The sequence below is a fragment of the Archangium sp. genome, assembly GCF_057119385.1.
On record NZ_DBNGVP010000154.1, the window covers coordinates 127510 to 147647 of the forward strand.

Here is a 20138-nt window from a genome sequence, read left to right on the forward strand (position 1 = left end):
CTCCAGGCCGGGTGAAGATCTCGCCTGCCGCCGTCAGTGCGCCCCGAGGCGGGACATCACCGCGGCCACCACGCGGTCGCAGCGCGGAGCCAGGAAGGAGAACACCTCCTCGAGCTGGCCACCGAGCCGGTTCTCCCACTCTTCCCGGAGGAGCGCCCGGGCCCGGTGCAGCCGTGTCTTCACCACGTCCTCGCTCACCGAGAGCACCTCGGCGGTCTCCGCCGTCGACAGCCCGTCCACCTCCCGCAGCATGAGCACCATCCGCGAGGAGGCCGGCAGCGCGTCGATGCTGGTCTCCAGGAGCCGGACGAGCTCGCGCTCCGCGGTCCGCCGTTCGGGGTCCAGCGTGGGTCGGTCCAACCGCTTCATGCCAGCCTCCAGTGCATCGTCCGCACCTCCATCGAGGGCGACCAGCCGACTGCGCTTGCGCAGGTGCAGCAGCGCCTCGTTCACCGCGATGCGGAGGAGCCACGTCGAGAACCTCGCGCTGCCCTTGAACTGGTCCAGGTGCGTGAACGCGAGCACGTAGGCCTGCTGCATCACGTCCTCGGCCTCGGCCTCGTCCCGCAGCAGCGCGCGCACGGCCCGGTACACCCGTGCGTTGTGCCGGCGCATCAGCACCTCGAACAGTGCTGTCTCTCCCGCACACACGCGGTGGACGATCTCCTCATCGGAGGGCGAGCCCATGGCCGCCTGTCTGGTTGCCTGTCCTGTCGTCGTCTCCATACGCATGAGATGCGGCGGGCGGCCCGGACGTGACAGCCCCCCGGCGTGTCACCTCTCGCCGTGCTCGCGACTCCCATCCCATGGCAGCAACGGTGCTGCTCGCGGAGGAGAGGTCATCGACATGGATAGCCGTCTGAATCAGTCCTGGTGGGCCCTGAAGCTCGCGTTGGGTGTGGTGCCAATCGTCGCGGGGCTCGACAAGTTCTTCAACCTGCTGACGAACTGGGAGCAGTACCTCAGTCCCCTCGTTGCCCGGGTCATTCCCGCCAGCACCTTCATGCACGCGGTGGGCATCATCGAGATCGCCGCGGGGCTCCTGGTGTTGTCGAAGCTGACGCGCGAGGGGGCCTACATCGTCTCGGCGTGGTTGGTGGGCATTGCCCTGAACCTGCTCACCACGGGGAAGTACTTCGACATCGCGGTGAGGGACCTGGTCATGGCGGTGGGCGCCTTCACGCTGGCTCGCCTGTCCGAGGTGCGAGCGCCCGCTTCCGCGCGGGAACGGCCCCGGACCGAGGTGCTGAGGCCCGCCCGAGGCCACGGGTGATGCCTGTCACCCGGCCCGTACGCGCGCCCTGATCCGCCGCGAAGCAGTAGAACAGGCCCGCTCCGCCCGTCCCGCGGAGCGCGTCCTGGCCGCGGCCGCCGCGTGACAGGTGCGACGGTGCGGTAGCCTGTCCGCCTCATGCGAAGAATCGTCTGCGCCCTTTTTCTCGCGGTGCTCAGTGCCTGCGGTGACGAGCCGCGGTGGGTCCATGCCGTTCCCGCGGACGGGTGGATCCTCCAGGACACCCGGCCGTTCGACCTGGAGCAGCGCACACTGCGCTTCACGCCCTCACCCGAAGGCTACACCCTCCACGTCCTGGAGGGTCCCATCGAGCTGGACCTCGCTGGCTCCAAGCCGTTGTTCGGCACCTGGTTGGTGGAACTGCCCTTTGCCTTTCCGTTTGGCGGCACCACCTGGAAGAGCCTGTTCGTCAACCCGAGTGGAAGCCTCTCGTTCGGGGCCCCGGATGCGGAGGCGATCTCGGCCAGCGCCCTCTGGCCCGAGGGCGGCATGCGGACCGCCGCCGATCTGCTCCTGGCCCGCGTCCGCGAAGGTCGGGCGAAGTGGATCGTCCCCCTCTGGGCCGAATATGGGGCCCGCATGGTCGCGGTGAAGCACGAGGCGGACAGCCTCGAGGTGACCTGGAAGGCCATGCGTCCCGAGGGATCCGTCTCCTACGGGCCGCGCGGAGCGTGCATCTTCCAGGCGAAGCTCTTCGCGGATGGGACCATCGAGTTCCGGTACCAGAGCGTCCCCGAGCTCGACGGAATCGTGGGTCTCTTCGCGGGCGCCGCTCCCTGGGACGGCGTCAGCGGGGAGAGTGACCTCTCGGCGGGGGACGCCGCGGGAGGAACCCTCTACGAGGTCTTCCACCATCCCGTGCTGTCGCGAGAGGCCACGACGTACCTCCCGGACATCTACTCCCAGCACCCGGCCCGGGATGACTTCGTCATCCTGATGACCGACTTCCGGTTCGACGGCCTCTACGCGGCGGCGGCGTCCACCGGGGCCATCAACCACCCGTTGGAGGGCCTGGGGCCCCTGGTGAAGTCTCCGCGCCCCGGGGTGTTCTTCGGCTCCTCGGCGCTGCAGGTGGCCGTGCGGCCCGTCTGGGTGGGCGTGTCCCGCTTCGACGAGGTGGTGGCGGACGGGCGGAGGGAATACGGGGGGCATGCCTTCGCCGTGGGGTTGTTGGCCCACGAGCTGACACACCGCTGGGGAGTGGGGCTCGAGCAGCTGGAGCCGGCGAGCGGTGAGCGTCGGCCTCTCTTCGGCGACGACTGCCAATGTCACTGGCCCGAGGGGCTCCACCTTCCGGCGGCGTACTCCGTGGCCTCTCTCTTCAGTTCCCAGCCGTATCCGGAGAGCTCCCTGATGGGGGGCCACTCCTTGCGCGAGGAGGCCGACGGCACCTTCATGAGGGAGGAGAAGCCCTACCTGACGCCAGCGGGGTTCTCCTGGTTGGACTTGTACGCGATGGGACTGGCCCGACCCGAGGAGGTGCCCGACACCTTCCTCCTCACCGACATCGAGGAGCTCGGTGAGGGGCGGCTGGCGGCCCGGAAGGTGCCGGTGACGATGGAGCGGATCGTGGCCGCCATGGGGCCTCGCCGCCCCTCGGCCTCCGAGGCCCAGCGTGAATTCACGCTGTCCATCTACCTGCTGCACCGAGGGAAGTCGCCCGATGCGGCCGCCGTGCAGCGCGCGGAGGCCATCGCCCGGTCACTGGCGGCGTTCTTCGAGGCGGCCACGGGCTCGCGCCTGAAGCTCACCCCGGCCCACTGAGCTCAGGCCCCGGCCGGATTCAGCTCAGCCACATGGCCAGCGTGGTGGTGAGCAGGAAGTCCAGCAGGAAGATGGCGCCACATCCGTGCACCACCGCACCCGCCGCCGCACGGCCCACCGCCCGCGCGCCTCCCCGCGCCCTCAGTCCCACCGCCGTCGACACCAGGGCAATCGCCAGTCCGAAGGCACTCGCCTTCACCATGCCGCCCACCACGTCCGTCGCGTGCAGCATCTGCTCGAAGCTGCCGAAGAAGGCCCGCACCGGCAGCTTCAGCGTGAAGAAGGCCGCCACCGCCTCGAAGAGCACCGCCACCAGGAAGGTGAGGGCGGACAGGGCCGACACGCTCAGCGTCATCGCCACCACGCGCGGCGCCACCAGCACCGCGAAGGGATCCAATCCAATCCCGCGCAGGCCCTCGAGCTGCCCGCCCACCTGCATCGTCGCCAGCTCCGCCGCGTTGCGCGCTCCCAGCCGCGCCGCCATCACCAGCCCCAGCAGCAGCGGGCCGAACTCCCACAGCACCGCGTACCCCGCCGCCCACCCGAGGATGGCCCTCGCCCCGAAGCGCTCCACGTACAGCGACGTCTGCACCACCACCGTCGCCCCCGTCAGCGCCGCCGTCGCCAGCGCCAGTGGCAGCGAGCCCCAGCCGAACTCCTCCAGCCCGCGCAGCAGCTCGTGGCGGTCCATCCGCGCCAGCCCCAGCACCGTGCGCGCCAGCACCAGCGCCACCGAGCCCACGCCGCGCACCGCGCCCAGCGCCTCCTGGCCGAGCCACGTCAGCGTCGCCGTCACGTGAGCGCCTCGTCCGGCTGCGTCTCCAGCTCGGGGGCGGGCGGGCCGTCGTGGACGAGCCGTCCGTCCCGCAGGTACAGCCAGCGGGACAGGGGAAGCTCCGGTGGGGCCTCGGGCGCGGCGACCACCAGCGAGCCGCTCCCGGCCACCTCCAGCAGCACCCGCGCCACCTGCCGCGCCGTGCCCGGATCCAACCCCGCGAAGGGATCGTCCGCCAGCAGCACCGTGGGACTCGCCGCCAGCGCCCGGGCGATGCCAGCCCGCTTGCGCATGCCTCCGGAGAGCCGCTCGGGCAGGGCGTCCGCGGCCTCCGCGAGCCCCACCGCGCGCAGCACCTCGTCCGCGCGTGCCTCCGCCTCCTCGCGAGGCACCCGCCGCCGCTCCAGGGGCAGCAGCACGTTGCGGCGCACCGTCAGCGAGTCGAAGAGGGCATCCGTCTGGAACACCATGCCGAACGCCGCCTGGCGCGCGCGCTTGCCGGCGGGCGGCAGGCGGGCCACGTCCTCGCCATTCCAGAGCACCCGTCCGCTGGCGGGCGTCACCAGCCCCGCGAGCGCCTTGAGCAGCGTCGTCTTGCCCGCGCCCGAGTGCCCCAGGACGAGCACCCGGCTGCCGGGTGGAAGGGTGCAGGTCACCTCCTCGAGGAGCGACCGTCCCCCCTGCCGAACCGAGAGCCTGTCCGCGCGCAGCTCCATGTCACCCCGGGCTCAGGGCGCGCCCCAGCGCACCAGCGTGCCGTTCTGTCCCGCGGCCCACTGCTCCCGGGGGCTGATGGCGTCGAGCGACTGGAGCACCTGGCTCTGGGGGTAGGGCTCGCTCCAGGCCGTGCCGTCGAAGCGGTGGAGGAACGTGCCGCTCTTGTTGGAGAGCACGTAGACGGCGGTGGGGTGGAAGGCGGCCACGTCCAGCAGATCCGGCGCCGCCGTGCCTCCGGGGGGCGGTAGCTTGCGCCACGTCCCCGACTGGCGCTCGAGCACCAGGCCGTGCTCGCCCACCGCGTAGGCCAGCGCTCCGTCCACCACGGACACGCCGTGCAGGTAGCCCGTGCCCACGTCCGCCGGCAGCTCCTCGCGCATCCACTGCCCCGAGGCCATGTCGAGACGGTAGACGCGGGGCAGGGGAGCGACGCCGGGTTGGAAGTCCTCGGCGCCCACGGCGAGCAGCGTGTCCGGGCCCAGGCCGTGGATGCTCCGCAGGTTCGCCGCCAGCTGCGTCGCCACCACCACCGGCGGAGGCGTGCTCACCGGATCCCGCCACTCCCAGCGCAGCACATGGCCGGTGCTCGTCACCGCGTACACCGTGGTGGTGCCGCTCCGCTCGTAACCCACCATGCCGGTGACGGTGCCCGGCACCCCGCTCACCGTCTGCATGACGCACCCCGAGGTGGAGGGGTGGACGCTGGCGAAGGTGCCCTCCGCCGTGCCGGCGAAGACGCGCCCGTCGCTCGGCCGGGCCCACGCCACCTTCCAGGAGCTCGTGGTGCCGCACGCCGTCGAGAAGTCCGTCACCGAAGGGCCATTCACGTGCGCGAGCCAGCCGCCCGGGCCCGCGAGCCACGCCTTCCCCAGCGCGTAGGTCGTCACCGCCTCCCACGCCGTGGTCCACAGCGTGCGCGTCGTCCAGCTGCTCGTCGCGCAGACGCCGCCCTCGTCCGTGAGGCCGTCACAGTCGTTGTCCAGCCGGTCGCACACCTCGGTGCCGCCGCGGAAGCGCGAGGTGTCATCGCAATCCTCCACCGTGGACTTCGCGCCCGCGGCAGCCTCGCAGGCGAGGGCCGTCCACGTGCCGGCGAGCCCGTCTCCGTCTCCGTCCGCGTACCACGTCACCGGCACCTGCGAGCTCTTGCACTCCGCTCCGGACTTCGCCGCCGTGCACGCCCAGGCGCCCGTGCAGCCGAGCTCCGTCCTGCACGTGGCGCCCACGCGGAAGTCATCGTCCGCCGTGCCGTCGCAGTCCTCGTCCCGCCCGTCGCAGCGCGACTCGGCCATGCCCGGGTGCACGCCGGGGTCGCTGTCGTCGCAGTCCCCGGCCTCCATCACCGTGCCCGCGGGCCGCACGCACGCCCTCACCACCCGGGAGAGGTCGCCGTACCCGTCGCCATCCGCGTCCACGTAGTAGCCATTCTTGCTGGGGACGTCCTCCTCGTTGCCGGAGCAGTTGTTGTCCTTGCCGTCGCAAATCTCCGAGGCGCTCGGGTTCACGGTGGCGTCCGTGTCATCGCAGTCCGTGCCCTTGCCTCCGGTCGCGCTCGCCGAGACGAAGCCGTCTCCGTCCAGATCCTCCGCGCGCAGATCCAGGTACACCGCCGTGGCGCCGCTCGTGGGGACTTCCACCTGCCGCGAGCTCGTGGCCACCACCGGCCCCGAGCACGAGCGCTCGTGCGCGTTCGCGATCACCTGCAGGCTCCGGCTCCAGTCCGCCTTGCGGAACACCGCCACCGTCTTGGCGTCGCTGTTGCGCTCCTCCACCGTCAGCTGCTGCGTCTCGGTGTGGCTCACATCCGCTTCGTCCAGTGCCGTCACAGTCAGGCATCCCGGGCGGAACGTGGCGTAGAAGATTTCCACACGCACGGCGCCCGCCCCGGGCTGCTCCCCGCGACAGCCGCACAGCGCCAACATTCCCAAGGCCAGCAGGAATAAACGCATCGTTCGGGCATTCCCGGGCGCGCCGCGCCCCACTCGTAAGGTCTTCGTCCTCCTCCCCATTAGCCCGATGTGCGATGCAGCGTCCAGCGAGGTGGGTTCCCGTGGTCCTGCTCGCTCGGGTCCTATATATGGGCCCGTCGTTCTCCCCCCCGGAGCTCCCCCTCCTCGCCCGACCATGCACTTGATTCGCTCCGCTGTTGCCCTCCCCGTGTGCGCTTGGCTCGCCCTATGTGTGCCGGAAGCGCGCGCGCAGGACTCGCGGCCCGCTCCCGGGCCTGGAGCAGAGACCCCGGCCGCCGGGCAGTCCGAGCCCACGCGGGAGCCGCTGACGCTGGAGCGCGCGGTGTCGTTGGCGGCCGAGCGCAATGAGTCCGCGCTGACGGCCCAGGCCCGCTCCGAGGCCGCCGAGGCGCGTGTGGCCCGGGCGCGCGCCTTCTTCTTCCCGAGGCTCGACGTCAGCGCCACCTATACCCGCCGCCTGCAGGAGGTGGTGCGCCAGGTGGGCGGCGAGGACGTGGTCATCCAGACGCTCAACGCCCTGTCCGGAAACGCCACGGCCAGCGTGCCCCTCTTCGACGCGCGCGGCTTTCCGCTCCTCCAGGCGGCGAACCGGGATCGCGAGGCGACGGCACTGGACGCGGTGGAGGCGCGCCGGCAGGTGTCCTTCCAGGCCGCCACGGCCTTCCTGACCACGCTGGGCCAGCAACAGGTGGCGCAGGCCGCCGAGCGCCGGCTCGCCTTCGCCCGCCAGTCGCTCGAGGAGGCCAAGGCCCGCGCCCAGGCCGGCCTGGCCAGCACCAACGACGTGACGCGCGCGCAGCTGGACGTGGCCACCGCGGAGGCGGAGCTCGCTGACGCGGTGGGTCAGGCCGAGACGAGCCGGTTGGAGCTCGGCTATCTCCTGGTGACGCCCGTGGAGGGCCCGCTGGCGGCGCCCGAGACGCTGCTGGGCGAGGCCTCGCGGCCCGCGGAGTCCTTCGCGCCGCTGACCGAGGGCGCCCTGGAGCGCCGCCCGGACATCCTCTCCGCGAAGCTCCGGATTCAGCAGCAGGAGGCGCTCGCGCGGGAGCCGCTGGCCCGGCTCTTCCCCACGCTGTCGGCCTCCGGGGTGTACACCCTCACCAACGAGGCGGGCCTCGCCGGCCGCAACTGGAACGCCTTCCTGTCGGTGAACCTCGGCTGGTCGCTCTTCGACGGAGGCGAGCGCTACGCGGATCGCCGGGAGCGGCTCGCCCTGGTGCGTGTGCAGGAGTTGGATGTGGCGGCTCGGACGCGCCGGGTGGACGTCTCGGTGGACCGGGCGAACGTGGCGCTGCGCACGGCGCAGGCCGCGCTGAACCGGAGCCAGGTGGCCTTCGAGGCCGCCCGGCAGAACGCCGAGGAGACGAGCATCCTCTACCGTCAGGGGATTGCGTCGTCGCTGGCGTTGAGTGATGCGCAGGTGAGGCAGTTCGAGGCCGAGGTGGCGCTTGCCCGGGCTCGCTATGCATTGGGGTCCGCGCTCCTGGAGCTGCGGGCCGCCGTCGGACTCGATCCGCTGGGGAAGGAGCCGTAAGTGAAGACGCGTGTGGTGACTTGGGTACTGGGCGCCGCGCTCGCCCTGGGGACGGGGTGTGGGGGCAAGCCGGCGGGAGGCGCTCCAGCGGCCCAGGGCGGTGGCAAGGGCGGCGGGAAGGGGGGAGGCCCCGGTGGCCGCGGTCCACTCCAGTTCCCCGTGGAGGTGCGGCCCGTGGAGTCGCGCGACGTGGAGTACGTCGTCTCGGCGGTGGGCTCGGTGGAGGCCTTCGAGCAGGTGCAGATCACCGCGCGCGTGGCGGGCGTGGTGGAGCAGGTGCGCTTCATGGAGGGCCAGTCGGTGAAGAAGGGCGAGGTGCTCGCGGAGATCGAGCCCACGCGCTACAGCATCGCGGTGCGCTCGGCGCAGGCGTCGCTGGAGAAGGCGCTGGCGGCGAAGGCCGAGGCGGACTCGGCGGCGAGCCGGCGCGCGGCGGCCAACGAGGTGAAGCCGGGGCTGCTGCCGGCCGAGCAGATCGACACGGCCGAGGCCCGGGCGCGCACCGCCGCGGCGGACGCGAGCGCGGCGAAGGCGGCGGTGGATCAGGCCGAGCTCAACCTGCGGGACGCGTACGTGAAGGCGCCCATGGAAGGGGTGCTGCAGACGCGCACGGTGCAGACGGGGCAGTACGTGCAGCCGGGCACGGTGCTGGCCACGCTGCTGCGGAGGGATCCACTGCTGTTGCGCTTCACGGTGCCCGAGGCGGACGTGGCGCGGCTGAAGCCGGGCATGCCGGCGCGCTTCACGGTGCGCTCGGACTCGCGCACGTACACGGGGAAGATCAGCTACGTGGCGGACGCGGCGGATCCAGCCAGCCGCATGGTGAAGGTGACGGCGGAGGTGCGCGGCGAGGACGCCAAGGCGCTGCGGCCGGGGGCCTTCGCCACGGTGACGGTGCCGGTGGACACGGCCAAGGGGGCTCCGGTGATTCCCCAGACGGCGGTGCGCCCCAGCGAGCGCGGCTTCCTGACGTTCGTGGTGCAGGACGGCAAGGCGCGCGAGCGCGTGGTGGAGCTGGGCCTGCGCACGGCGGACGGGCTCGTGGAGGTGCGCGAGGGCCTGAAGCCCGGCGAGCAGCTGGTGGTGCGGGGGGGAGAGGCGCTGAAGGACGGCGCCGGGGTGCGGATCGCCGAGGGCCCCAAGCCGGCCGTCACGGGTGAGCCGCGCCAGGAAGTGGAAGCGAACACGGGAGGCGGAGCCCGATGAGCATCACGGACGTCTGCATCAAGAAGCCCGTCTTCGCCTGGATGCTGATGGCGGCGACCATCGTCTTCGGACTGGTGGCGGCCGAGCGCATCGGCATCAGCCAGTTCCCGGACGTGGACTACCCCGTCATCAGCGTCAACGTGAGCTGGGAAGGGGCCTCGCCGGAGGCGGTGGAGACGGACATCATCGAGCCGCTCGAGGAAGCGGTGATGCAGGTGGAGGGCGTGAAGGCCATCACCTCCCGGGCGAGCCAGGGCGGTGGCGGCATCTCCGTGGAGTTGGATCTCTCGCGCGACGTGGACAAGGCGCTGCAGGACGTGACGGCCAAGGTGAGCCAGGCGCAGAACCGGCTGCCTCGGGACGTGGATCCGCCGGTCATCTCCAAGAGCAACCCCGAGGACAACCCCATCATGTGGCTGGGCGTGTCCGGGCCCTTCTCCCGGCAGTTCATCTCCGACTTCGCGCGCTACCGGGTGAAGGAGGTGCTCCAGACGGTGCCGGGCGTGGGCGAGGTGTCGCTGGGCGGCTCGCTGGATCGCAACGTGCGCATCTGGGTGGACGCGCAGAAGCTGGACGCGCGCGGGCTCACCGTGGCGGACATCGTCACCGCGCTGCAGCGCGAGCACGTGGAGCTGCCCGCGGGCCGCATCGAGACGGCGGGCCGCGAGGTCAACGTCCGCGTCATGGGCGAGGCGTTGGATCTCGAGACGCTGCGCCACCTGGTGGTGCGCGAGGGCAACGGCGCTCCCATCTACCTGTCCGACGTGGCGCTGGTGGAGGACGGCTTCGAGGACGAGCGCCGCATCGCCCGCGTGGATGGGCAGCCCGCGCAGGGGCTCGGCATCCGCAAGCAGCGCGGGGCCAACGCGGTGGCGGTGGCCCAGGAGGTGCGCGCCCGCCTGGCCGAGCTGCAGAAGGACGCGCCCGAGGGCATGGACCTGGGGATCAACTTCGACTCCACCCAGTTCATCGAGGAGAGCGTCCACGAGATCGAGTTCGAGCTGCTGCTGGCCTGCCTGCTGACGGCGCTGGTGTGCTGGGCGTTCCTCGGCTCGCTCTCCAGCACGATGAACGTGATCCTCGCCATCCCCATGTCGCTCTTGGGCACGGTGGCGGTCATCTACTTCCTGGGCTTCACCCTCAACACCTTCACGCTGCTGGGCCTGTCCCTGGCGGTGGGCATCGTGGTGGATGACGCCATCATGGTGATGGAGAACATCTTCCGGCACGCGGAGGAGGGGAAGAGCCGGGTGAAGGCGGCGAGCGAGGGCACGCGGGAGATCACCTTCGCGGCCCTGGCGGCCACGCTGGCGGTGGTGGCCATCTTCATCCCCGTCATCTTCATGAAGGGGGTCATCGGCAAGTTCTTCCTCCAGTTCGGCGTGACGCTGTGCGTGGCGGTGATGCTGTCCTACGTGGAGGCCATCACCCTGGCGCCGGCCCGGTGCGCGCAGCTGCTGAAGACGGGCCGCGAGGGCCGCAGCCGGGTGGGCCTGGCCGTGGACAAGGCCTTCACCTGGCTGGAGCACCACTACGGCAGGGTGCTGGCCCGGGGGCTGCAGCGGCCCTGGTGGGTGCTGGGCGGCGCGCTGGCGCTGCTGGCGCTGTCCGGCTTCGCCTTCAAGGGCCTGTCGAGCGAGTTCGTCCCCTCCCAGGATCAGGGCCGCGTCATGGTGCGCCTGCAGACGGCGGTGGGCAGCACGGTGGACGAGACGAACCGGCTCTTCCTGCGGGCCGAGGACTTCCTGCGCCACCGGCCCGAGGTGACGCGCCTGTTCGCGGTGGTGGGGGGCGGCGGCAGCTCTGTGAATGGCGGCATGCTCTTCATCACCCTGGTGCCTCCGGAGCAGCGCATGCCCATGTCCGAGTTCAACCAGGTGCTGCGCAAGGAGCTCAACTCGTACCCGGGCCTGCGCGCGGTGGTGATGGACCTGTCGCAGAGCGGCTTCACCGGCTCGCGCGGCTTTCCGGTGGAGTTCAGCGTGCGCGGCTCGGACTGGGAGCGGCTGATCGAATCCAGCACGGACATGCGCGAGCAGCTCCAGGCGAGCGGCAAGGTGGTGGACGTGGACACGGACTACCAGGTGGGCATGCCGGAGCTGCGCATCACCCCGGACCGTGCGCGCGCCGCGGATCTGGGCGTGTCCATGCAGGACGTGGGCTCCACCCTCAACGCCCTGGTGGGCGGCGTGCGCGTGGGCAAGTACAGCACCGGCGGGCGCCGCATCGACGTGCGGTTGCGTCTGCTCAAGGATCAGCGCTCCCGGCCGGAGGACCTGTCGATCCTCAAGGTGCGCACCGGCACCGGTGAGTTGGTGCCGCTCTCCTCGCTGGTGTCGCAGGAGGAGCGCCCGGCACTGCAGGCCATCACCCGCAAGGACCGTGAGCGCGCCATCAGCATCTACGCCAACGTGGCCCCCGGAGCCACGCAGCAGGAGGCGATGGAGACGGTGCAGCGGCTGGCGAAGGAGCTGCCCGGCGGCACGCGCGTGGTGTTCGGCGGCTCCAGCGTGGCCTTCCAGGAGTCGATGGACAGCCTCCTCTTCGCCCTCTTCCTGGGCATCGGGGTGGCCTACATGGTGCTGGCCTCGCAGTTCAACTCGTTCCTCCACCCCGTCACGGTGCTCACCATCCTCCCGCTGTCGGTGGCGGGGGCGGCCTTCGCCATGTGGGGCACCAACACGACGCTCAACATCTTCAGCATGATCGGCCTGCTGCTGCTGATGGGCATTGTGAAGAAGAACTCCATCATCCTCGTGGACTACGCGCTGCAGCAGCGCGAGCTGGGCGCCAACGCGGTGGAGGCCATGCAGCGGGCGGGGCCGGTGCGCCTGCGGCCCATCCTCATGACGTCGCTGGCGACGATGATGGCGGCGGTGCCCGCGGTGCTGGCGCTGGGCGCGGGCAGCGAGACGCGCGCCCCCATGTCCGTGGCCGTGCTGGGCGGACTCTCCGTCTCCACCGTGCTCAGCCTGCTGGTGGTGCCCGCCTTCTACGTGGTGGCGGATCGGATGAAGGCGCGGCTGGAGCGGCTCCGCGGTGGCTCCGGAGACTCCGGCGAGCACGGCCCGGGCTCCGGTGGCGAGCCCGCGCCCGGGGTGGATGAGGACAAGGCCCGGCTCGCGGGGAGCTGACCCCGCCGGGGATTCGTGGGCCCCTCGTGGATTTCCGAGGGGCCCACCCCTTCGAGGCCCCGGATGTCGCGGGGTTGACGTCCGGCCGGGGGCTTGCAATGCCCTCCGGGTTTCCCTCGAAGGGGGTTTGCATGCGTCACGCGGTGGTGTTCGGCGCGCTGGTGGCCGTTGGGTTGCTGTCCGCGCCCAGGGCCGAGGCGTGCGGCGGTTTCTTCTGTTCCCAGACGCCCATCGATCAGGCCGGAGAGCGCATCGTCTTCGGCGTCAACGGCAGCTCGATCGAGGCCCACGTCCAGATCCAGTACCAGGGCGAGGCGAAGAAGTTCGCCTGGGTGGTGCCGGTGCAGGCGAAGCCCACGCTGAGCGTGGGCTCTGCGCAGCTCTTCACGTACCTGGACCAGGTGACGCAGCCGCGCTTCCAGCTCCAGTGGGATCAGTCGTGCCAGCCGCTCTTCCCTCCGGGTAGCGTCTTCGGGTCGCCGCCCATGGAGGATGCCGCGCCGGGAGGGGCCGGGGACGGCGGCGTCGTGGTGGTGTCGCGCGAGGACGTGGGGCCCTATGACGCGGCCACCCTCACCGCGGACGACGCGGTGGCGTTGCGCGAATGGCTCACCACCAACGGCTACGACATCCCCGAGGCGGCTGGCGAGGCGCTCACGCCGTACGTGGGCAACGGCTACTACTTCGTGGCGCTCAAGCTGCAACAGGACAAGGACGTGGGGGATCTGCGGCCCATCGTGCTGAAGTCCGAGAGCAACCGGCCCTGCGTGCCCATCCGGCTCACGGCCATCGCCGCGCGTCCGGACATGCCCATCATCGCCTACGTGCTGGCGCAGAAGCGCGCCATCCCGACGAACTACCGGCACGTCCTCATCAACCCCACGCGCGTGGACTGGCTGGGGGGCGGCCGCAACTACCCGATGGTGGCCACGGCGGCCGTGGACGAGGCGGGAGGCCGCGCGTTCCTCACCGAGTTCGCCGGGAGCTCCACGTCCTTCGCGCGGGGCTTCAAGCAGAACTTCGGCCGCAACTACGACACCGCGGCGCTCTCGTCCATTTCACACCCGGTGGACTTCACCCAGCAGATGCTCAACCAGGGCTTCCTGGGTGACAGCACGGTGCAGGGCCTGCTGCGCAAGTACATCCCCATGCCGGCCTCGCTCGTGTCGCAGGGCGTGCCGGAGTCCCAGTTCTACAACTTCATGTGGAACTACCGGTCCGCCATCGACGCGGATCCGGGGCGGCCGGCCTTCGATGCGCAGGGCTTCGCGCAGGCGCTGGAGACGCAGGTGGTGGGACCGCTGAAGGGAGCCATCGCCCTGCTCGACGCCCACCCGTACCTCACGCGCCTCTACACCACCATGTCCGCCGAGGAGATGACGGTGGATCCGGACTTCGACTTCAACCCGGACGCGCCGGACATCTCCAACGTCTTCACCGCCAAGGCGCACTATGAGAGCTGCCAGCAGGACTTCTCCCAGCGCACGGTGCGCATCGAGCTGCCGGACGGGCGCTTCTTCTTCACGAAGTTCAACCAGCCCGTCACCCGGGGGCCGAACGCGGAGCGCGTGGAGCAGTACAGCGACGTGGGCGCGCCCATGCTCATCCAGGACAATGGCCCCGCCATCCTGGGGATCATCCAGGAGATGGGGGGAGGGCTCGCCACGCAGTCGTGTGGCTGCGGTGCCACGGACGCGGGCTCGGCGGCGCTGTTGACGCTGGTGCTCGGCGCGTGGAGCCTGCGCCGCCGCCGCAACTGAGCACGTCCGCTCGAGACGAAGCGGCCCCCGGGAGGTGTGCTCCCGGGGGCCGTGCGTGGCTCAGTACGTGCCCGTGAGCGAGACGCCCGAGTAGGCGCTGTAGCCGTACAGCATGACGTGGTAGCGGCCGGCGGTGGCCTGCGCGGCCATGTTGCACGTCTCGTTGTTGCCGCCCAGGTACGGGCGGCAGCCGTACGAGCTGGTGGTCGGCTGCGAGCCGAACTTCACGTACATGTCCGCGTCGCCCGTGCCGCCGCTGATGGTGAAGGTCACCGGGCGGCTGGCCGGCACATCCAGGTAGTAGAACTTCTGCGAGCTCGCGGCGCCCGACTGGTTGAGGAGGGCGACACCGTTGGTCAGCGGGGTGGGGGGAGACGCCAGGCCCACACCCACGGCCTCCCAGGCCCGGGTGACCGCGGTCTGCTCCGCCGAGCCCGAGCCGTAGAGCATCGCGGCCGCCTGCTCCGTGTACGTCTTCACCTGGGCGAAGGTGGTGCTGGCCGTCATCAGGTCCGAGTTGGCCTTGTAGAAGATGGCGCCGGCCTTCTGCGCGCCGGTGGACGGCACGACGGTGGTGCTCTTGCCACGCGGGTGCGTGCCACCCTTGCTCAGCAGGCAGAAGGCCAGGTTGGCGATTCCCGAGTTCGCGTGCACGCCGCCGCTGTCGGCCGACCCGATGTAGCGGTCCGGGTAGTAGTCCCTGGACGAGCCATCCAGGGCCGGATCGCACATGTAGCGGAGCGCGTCACCCGCGGTGGCCGGAGTCCACACGTCCTCGGCGATCTTGAAGACGTCCGCGTTCGTGGACCAGGCGTTGCTCCAGCTCTCGCAGTAGGCGGTGAAGATGTCGGCGAAGCCCTCGTTGAGCGCACCGGGCTCGAGCGCGTACGTGAGGTTGGACTCGGCGCTGATGATCGCGTGCGAGTACTCGTGGTTGATGACGTCCATGTCGTTGCACAGCGGGCCCGAGGTGACGCCGTCCCCATCACCACAGACCATGGTGGTGCCGTTCCAGAAGGCGCCCACGTAGTTGTTGCTGTAGTGCACCGTGGCCGTCAGCGGCGCCCCGGCGTTGTTGACCGAGTCGCGGTTGAAGTTGGCCTTGAAGCAATCATAGAAGGTGCCGAGGTGGGCATAGGCCTTGTCCACGACGGGATCGCCCGTGGTGATGCCTCCCTCGCTGATCTTCAGGGTTCCCGGCAGGGTGGTGGTGTTGTTGGCCGAGTACACCAGACGGTTGCGTGCCTCGTGGATGTCCGAGGTGCGCTCCGTGATGGATCCATCCAGGGCGTTGACGAAGACGTGCTCCCGGATGGGCTGATCCCCGTTCTCGCCCGTCACGAGCACCTCGAAGACAAGCTTCAGCCGTCCATCCTCGCTGGAGCGGACGTAGACGAGCCGCGGGGCCTCCTCGGCGTGGACGGTGCCCGGGGTGCTCTCGAGCGCCGCTGCGCGGGCGGCCTCGGGAGCGATGCGGGCGCGGAAGGGGACGGACTCGCCATCCCGGGCCGAGCCGTTGGCGGCATGGACGAGGCCGTTCTCATCCACGTGGAGGATGAGCTCGTGGCCCACGACGGGCAGCCCGTTCTTCGTCTGCGCATAGCGGATGTGCGTGTGGCCCTGCTCGTCCTGGGAGAGCTTGCGCACGACGAGGTCGGAGGCCTGGAGCCGGAAGACGGGGGTGATGCGGGACAGGGCGGCGCTGACGTTCGCGTGGGCCTCGGAGGCGGAGACACCCCGGAGGGAGCTCGTCGAGGTGCCGAGCCGGCCGCGAATCATGTACGGCACGCCGTCCTCGTGGGCCCCGAGCACCTGGGCCGAGGGCAGGGCGGCGAGGGCCGCCTGGACATCCTCGGTGGAGGCGGTATCGGCGGAAGGATCCAAGGACTCGGTGTCACAAGCGGTGAGCGCGAGCGACAGGCAGGCAGCGAGCATCCGGGTACGCATTCAGTGATTCCCCCTGAGGCGGCGGCGTGCCGCCGAGGGGGAGCAGCATGAAGAGCCGTCAGACCCGGAACCAACGGAAAGACGGGCGATGTTGACTGGTGGACATATGGCCGTTCACCGCGTTGGCTTGGTTGGAGAGCTCTCATCGTCCGGCGGAGTTGACAGGACAGCACCCCGCCATGAAAGGTGTCTCACCCGCCTTTCCGAGTAGTGATTGTCCTGGCGGGAGCCGAAGGCGGGAAGGGGAGGGAGCATGTGCCGGTCCCATTGGGTCAAAGGACTTCAGGCCCTCCTGCTCACAAGCTGCCTCGTCGCCAGCATGAGCGTGGCCGGCGAAGAGCTGAGACGAGAGCGGGTAACGCTCTCGGCCGAAGCGCATGCGCGAGCCAGAGCCCCCAACCCTCCCCTGGAAGACTGGAAGGAAGGCGTGCTCTCCCTCCGGGTGATGGACCCCGGCCGCCTCATGGTGGAGGCAGGAGATGAAATCATCGCCGCGGGCGAGCTGAACTGGGGGGAGGACGAGCGGCTGCGGGTGGACCCGCTCGAGGGCTACCCACCGGCACCGCTCCCCCGAGTGGTGAGCAGCGAGCGAGGCCGGGAGGAGGTGGAGGTAGACGTTCCGGAGGGGACTGGCGCCGGTGCCATGCTCACCCTCTCCTATGAGTGGGCCTGGCACCACCAGGACACGCCCGCCCTGGAGCGCACCTGGCGCCTCCCGCCCATGGAGGACATCCCGCCAGAGTGGCTGGAGGACGAACGGGTCGCGCTGGAACGGGAGGATACAGCCGAGAACGAGGAGGAGGGCGCACTCGCCCTGCTCTCGGCACAGGACGCTTCCTTCCCCGTTCAGGAGGATCCGGCTCGGTCCGAGCTGCTCTGGGTTCCCGGGTACGCCTCGCGTGAGGACATCGCCTCGCGGCTCTTCGGGGATGCCGCGGCGGTGGGCGCTTTCGACATCGAGCCCCGTGCGCCACCTTCCAGTGCTGAGGAGGGCCTCCAGGTCTGCGTGCGCGTGCGCCACCCGCCAGCGCTCGTGCCACAGTTGCTCACCGCCATGCGCCGGGCCCTGGAGGCGCAGCTGGAAGCGGATGTCGCGTGGAGCCGCTCCCAGCTCTCGGCGGCCCCTCCGGACGGGCCCGGGGCCGCCGCGCTGGTGGAGCGCGGCCTGCGCTGGGCTCAACGCTCCAACATTCTGGACGGGGCCGGGCAGAGCTATTTCGACCGTTACCTCCAGGCGCTCGAGCCCTGGTGGGACGAGTCGCAGCGTGTACACCTCCTCGCGGGAGCCGCCGAGCCCCTGCGGAAGGCCATCGCTCTGCGCTCCAAACGCTTCAAGGTGAGCTACAGCGTCACGGATGGCTCGCCCGTCCTGGCTCCGGGCAGTGTGGTGGGCCGCTTCTATTTCGCGGGCGGCTCCAGCGTCCAGGTGCGCACCCTGCTGCTGCTCACCGAGGAGACCTCCCTGGAGCGGGCGGAACTGCGCGTGCGCAACGCCTTCCGTGGAAGCCCGCGCGTCATCCTTCCCGGGAAGGATGGGCGCTGGCGGGGCTACAGCGCTGAATTCAACACCGTTGCCGGCGCTCCCCAGCCGCTCGAAGAGCTCGATGGCAATGCCTACTGGTACTACCCGGACACGCTCCTCATTCGGCCGGGAGACTGGCGGCCCGGGCTGGGGGCCGGTACGGGCGAGTTGGCGGCCTTGCGGCGGGAGCTCCTCCAGACAGCCCTCGCCACGGCGACACCGCAGGAGCCTCGGCCTCTGCTCGCCCTCGACCATGATGTGCTGGAGGCGCGCGGATCCGCGGTGCGCCTGTTCGTGGGCCGCATGTCGCTGGTGGCGACTCTGGCGGCGGTGGACACATACCGGGACGAGCTGTCGCGGACGTCAGCGGGACGGGCCTTCCTCGCGGTGCACGACCTGGCCATGGTGGCGCTGGCCGGCAGGGACATCTCCAAGCTGGCCTCCTCGGGCATTGGACGCGAGTTGGTGAACCGGGGCAGGCTGGCGTTGAGCGCGGCGGGGGCCCGCGCCTCGTCCGGACTGCGCGAGTCGGTGGAGTCCGTTCATGCGCTGGTGAAAACGCTGGAGCGGATGCTCGCCGAGGGCGAGGCCGTTGCGACACCGGACGGGCTGCGGTTTTCTCTTCCAGGCGGCGCCGAGGCTTTCAAGCAGGCTTTCTTCGCCATCCGCGGGGAGATGGCCGCCGCACGGGCCATTGGCGGCATTCGCAGCGCGGGGCTCGCGGCCGAGAAGGCCGAGAAGACACTGCATGCGTTGAAGCTGCTGGCAGCGGAGAGCCAGGAGATGGCGCTCGCCTACGGTGCGGTGGCACGGCGCGCGGCCGCCCTGCCGGCCGACAAGGCTCAGGCGTACCTCTCCGCCGTGGAATTGTTGCGCTCCTCCACGCCCAGTGCGGCGAAGCCGGCACTTGCGCGGCTTCTGAGACGCTCGGGAGCTCCAAGCCTGAAGGATCCGCTTGCCCTCCTGAAGCAGGCCCAGTGGCTCGTCAGCCACCCGGAACTGGACGCCGAAGCAGTCGTTGAACTGGCCAGGAAGGCTTGCAAGGGCAGCGTGGACCTGGGCTGGCTCCGCTCAACAGGGCTGTCCATGAAGGACCTCGACTTCATGGGTAGAAACAGGATGACGTCGTGGAAGGATTTCCAGCAGGCGGCGGCAGAGCCATGGAACTCGAGACTTCAACGGCGTGTGCGCGAGCAACTCCGAGGCGTCGCAGCGGAGATGCTGACCGAAGACAACGCACAAAAACTCTTCAAGGGATTCCGGTTGACCGGCCGACAGGTGAAAATGAGAGCCGGGCACATCATCGACAACGTACTGACGGCGACGGCCGGATCGAAACTTCAGCATGGAGTAGAAGTCAAAGGCTGGAACGACAAGCGATGGCGCAGAGCGCTCGACTCCTGGCTGACCAGAGATGCAGGCAGGAAGCTTGACGAGCAGCAGGAGGCGCTCGTCAAGCAACTCCAGCACCTGATCGATCAACTGGCTGATGCGGCCAAGGCACCTCACGGACAACCGTTTCTCGTCAGCACGGACAACTTGAGCGGACCGACCAGAGCCAAATTATTGGGCTTCCTGCTCAAATACTCACCGGGCACGAAAGTCATCCAGTTGGAGGAGGCTCAAATACTGGACAAGACCAGGCAACTGCGTGCGGCGCTGAGCCTTCCAGAGAATTTGTCAGGAGGCGCACCATGAGCCAGTGGCCGCTCTGGGCCGTCCTGACTCCAGGAGATCCCGTACAACTCGAGCGCCGCGTCCGCTCCGCGCTGATGTTGGAGGACGAAAAAGAGCCATCCTTCGAGGTCATTCCAGGCAGTGGTCTTTACCATGCCATCGTGGGGACGGATCCCAGCGATGTCGGCGCCGGGTTTCAAATCGCCAAAGAGCTGTCACTCGAAGTGGATGAGCCCGTGTACTCGATTGACCGCGGCAACGATCCGTGGGCCGTCACGTCCTGGCGACATGGCACGCTGGAGGTCGAGGAGGCAGACCCAGATGCATTGGCACAGTCTCTCGGCTGTCCGCTGCCTGGCGCAGAGCAGCCATCTGGAGCCGCGGCCAACAAGCCCCTGCGCAAAGCCGCCCTGATGGAGGGCGTCCGGGCGCAAGAGGCATCCCGGGTGCTGGAGGAGGCGGGTGACCCATTTCCTCCGGGCCACTATCGCTTCGAGGACACACCGCGAGGGCTCCGCGTGTCCAGCGAAACGGGTGACATCGGGTTCGCCGACATCACTCTCTCCGAGTGGCTTCCCCATGTGACGGGCTATGGAGTAGCCGCCTCTCCGAGCCTGGATGTGTTCTTCGTTACCGTCCTTCGGGGAGGAGCGTGCATCGGCCATTTCTCGCTGCCGCCTCGTGAGGATTCATTCGTGCCGGCGGTGGGCAACATCAAGGGCGAGCGCTCGCCCGAGCGGATTCTCGCGGCATTGGATATTCCAGCGGAGTGGTTCCGTGATGAATGACGGGTGCCGGGGCGGCCTCGCCCAGGCCATGGCACGGTGGCTCAGGGAAC

Annotated in this window: 13 protein-coding genes; 8 read left to right on the forward strand and 5 right to left on the reverse strand. The window is 69.9% G+C overall.

Annotation, left to right across the window (positions count from 1 at the left end):
• Positions 1 to 33: 33 nt before the first annotated feature.
• Positions 34 to 732 (reverse strand): RNA polymerase sigma factor, encoded by a 699-nt coding sequence (locus AC16DP_RS36780; protein WP_483956942.1) that lies wholly within the window; start codon positions 730 to 732, stop codon positions 34 to 36.
• Between the two features lie 115 nt (positions 733 to 847).
• Between AC16DP_RS36780 and AC16DP_RS36785 the strand changes: the two genes are divergently transcribed.
• Entirely contained in the window at positions 848 to 1273 is a 426-nt protein-coding gene (locus tag AC16DP_RS36785) for a DoxX family protein (RefSeq protein WP_329726190.1), read from the forward strand.
• 138 nt (positions 1274 to 1411) lie between these two features.
• Positions 1412 to 3058 (forward strand): hypothetical protein, encoded by a 1647-nt coding sequence (locus tag AC16DP_RS36790; protein WP_329726189.1) that lies wholly within the window; start codon positions 1412 to 1414, stop codon positions 3056 to 3058.
• A 19-nt stretch (positions 3059 to 3077) separates the two neighbouring features.
• Here the strand turns inward: AC16DP_RS36790 and AC16DP_RS36795 are convergent, their stop codons facing one another.
• From AC16DP_RS36795 to AC16DP_RS36805, 3 genes are all read right to left on the reverse strand, one after another.
• The gene (locus AC16DP_RS36795; protein WP_329726188.1) at positions 3078 to 3854 is read right to left on the reverse strand and encodes an MlaE family ABC transporter permease; all 777 of its coding nucleotides are present in this window, start codon (positions 3852 to 3854) and stop codon (positions 3078 to 3080) included.
• Entirely contained in the window at positions 3851 to 4489 is a 639-nt protein-coding gene (locus AC16DP_RS36800; protein ID WP_329726187.1) for an ABC transporter ATP-binding protein, read from the reverse strand. Before AC16DP_RS36800 ends, AC16DP_RS36795 begins: the two co-directional genes overlap by 4 nt.
• A gap of 72 nt (positions 4490 to 4561) precedes the next feature.
• Complete coding sequence (locus tag AC16DP_RS36805; RefSeq protein WP_329726186.1) at positions 4562 to 6424, reverse strand: putative metal-binding motif-containing protein; 1863 nt, start codon at positions 6422 to 6424, stop codon at positions 4562 to 4564.
• 250 nt (positions 6425 to 6674) lie between these two features.
• On the opposite strand from AC16DP_RS36805, the gene AC16DP_RS36810 reads away from it, so the two are divergent.
• From AC16DP_RS36810 to AC16DP_RS36825, 4 genes are all read left to right on the forward strand, one after another.
• Positions 6675 to 8054, forward strand: coding sequence for a TolC family protein (locus AC16DP_RS36810; RefSeq protein ID WP_329726185.1), 1380 nt, complete (start codon positions 6675 to 6677; stop codon positions 8052 to 8054).
• Entirely contained in the window at positions 8055 to 9260 is a 1206-nt protein-coding gene (locus AC16DP_RS36815; RefSeq protein WP_329726184.1) for an efflux RND transporter periplasmic adaptor subunit, read from the forward strand. It abuts the gene before it with no gap.
• Entirely contained in the window at positions 9257 to 12394 is a 3138-nt protein-coding gene (locus tag AC16DP_RS36820; protein WP_329726183.1) for an efflux RND transporter permease subunit, read from the forward strand. The genes AC16DP_RS36815 and AC16DP_RS36820 overlap by 4 nt, the downstream gene beginning before the upstream one ends.
• Before the next feature lie 131 nt (positions 12395 to 12525).
• On the forward strand, positions 12526 to 14154 hold the full coding sequence (locus AC16DP_RS36825; RefSeq protein ID WP_329726182.1) for a DUF2330 domain-containing protein: 1629 nt from the start codon (positions 12526 to 12528) through the stop codon (positions 14152 to 14154).
• A gap of 60 nt (positions 14155 to 14214) precedes the next feature.
• On the opposite strand, the gene AC16DP_RS36830 is transcribed toward AC16DP_RS36825, so the two are convergent.
• Positions 14215 to 16101: a M4 family metallopeptidase gene (locus AC16DP_RS36830; RefSeq protein WP_329726181.1), complete on the reverse strand. Its 1887-nt coding sequence runs from the start codon at positions 16099 to 16101 to the stop codon at positions 14215 to 14217.
• 427 nt (positions 16102 to 16528) lie between these two features.
• Between AC16DP_RS36830 and AC16DP_RS36835 the strand changes: the two genes are divergently transcribed.
• A complete protein-coding gene (locus AC16DP_RS36835) occupies positions 16529 to 19321 on the forward strand; it encodes a hypothetical protein (protein ID WP_329726180.1) in 2793 nt (930 codons plus the stop codon).
• Complete coding sequence (locus AC16DP_RS36840; RefSeq protein ID WP_329726179.1) at positions 19318 to 20088, forward strand: hypothetical protein; 771 nt, start codon at positions 19318 to 19320, stop codon at positions 20086 to 20088. Before AC16DP_RS36835 ends, AC16DP_RS36840 begins: the two co-directional genes overlap by 4 nt.
• Positions 20089 to 20138 lie beyond the last annotated feature (50 nt).

What these genes read in the sequence shown, in the direction of transcription:
- AC16DP_RS36825 (WP_329726182.1), top strand. Translation starts at nt 12,526, where the DNA reads ATGCGTCACGCGGTGGTGTTCGGCGCGCTGGTGGCCGTTGGGTTGCTG.
- AC16DP_RS36785 (WP_329726190.1), top strand. Translation starts at nt 848, where the DNA reads ATGGATAGCCGTCTGAATCAGTCCTGGTGGGCCCTGAAGCTCGCGTTG.
- AC16DP_RS36830 (WP_329726181.1), bottom strand. Translation starts at nt 16,101, where the DNA reads ATGCGTACCCGGATGCTCGCTGCCTGCCTGTCGCTCGCGCTCACCGCT.
- AC16DP_RS36790 (WP_329726189.1), top strand. Translation starts at nt 1,412, where the DNA reads ATGCGAAGAATCGTCTGCGCCCTTTTTCTCGCGGTGCTCAGTGCCTGC.
- AC16DP_RS36810 (WP_329726185.1), top strand. Translation starts at nt 6,675, where the DNA reads ATGCACTTGATTCGCTCCGCTGTTGCCCTCCCCGTGTGCGCTTGGCTC.
- AC16DP_RS36780 (WP_483956942.1), bottom strand. Translation starts at nt 732, where the DNA reads ATGCGTATGGAGACGACGACAGGACAGGCAACCAGACAGGCGGCCATG.
- AC16DP_RS36840 (WP_329726179.1), top strand. Translation starts at nt 19,318, where the DNA reads ATGAGCCAGTGGCCGCTCTGGGCCGTCCTGACTCCAGGAGATCCCGTA.
- AC16DP_RS36820 (WP_329726183.1), top strand. Translation starts at nt 9,257, where the DNA reads ATGAGCATCACGGACGTCTGCATCAAGAAGCCCGTCTTCGCCTGGATG.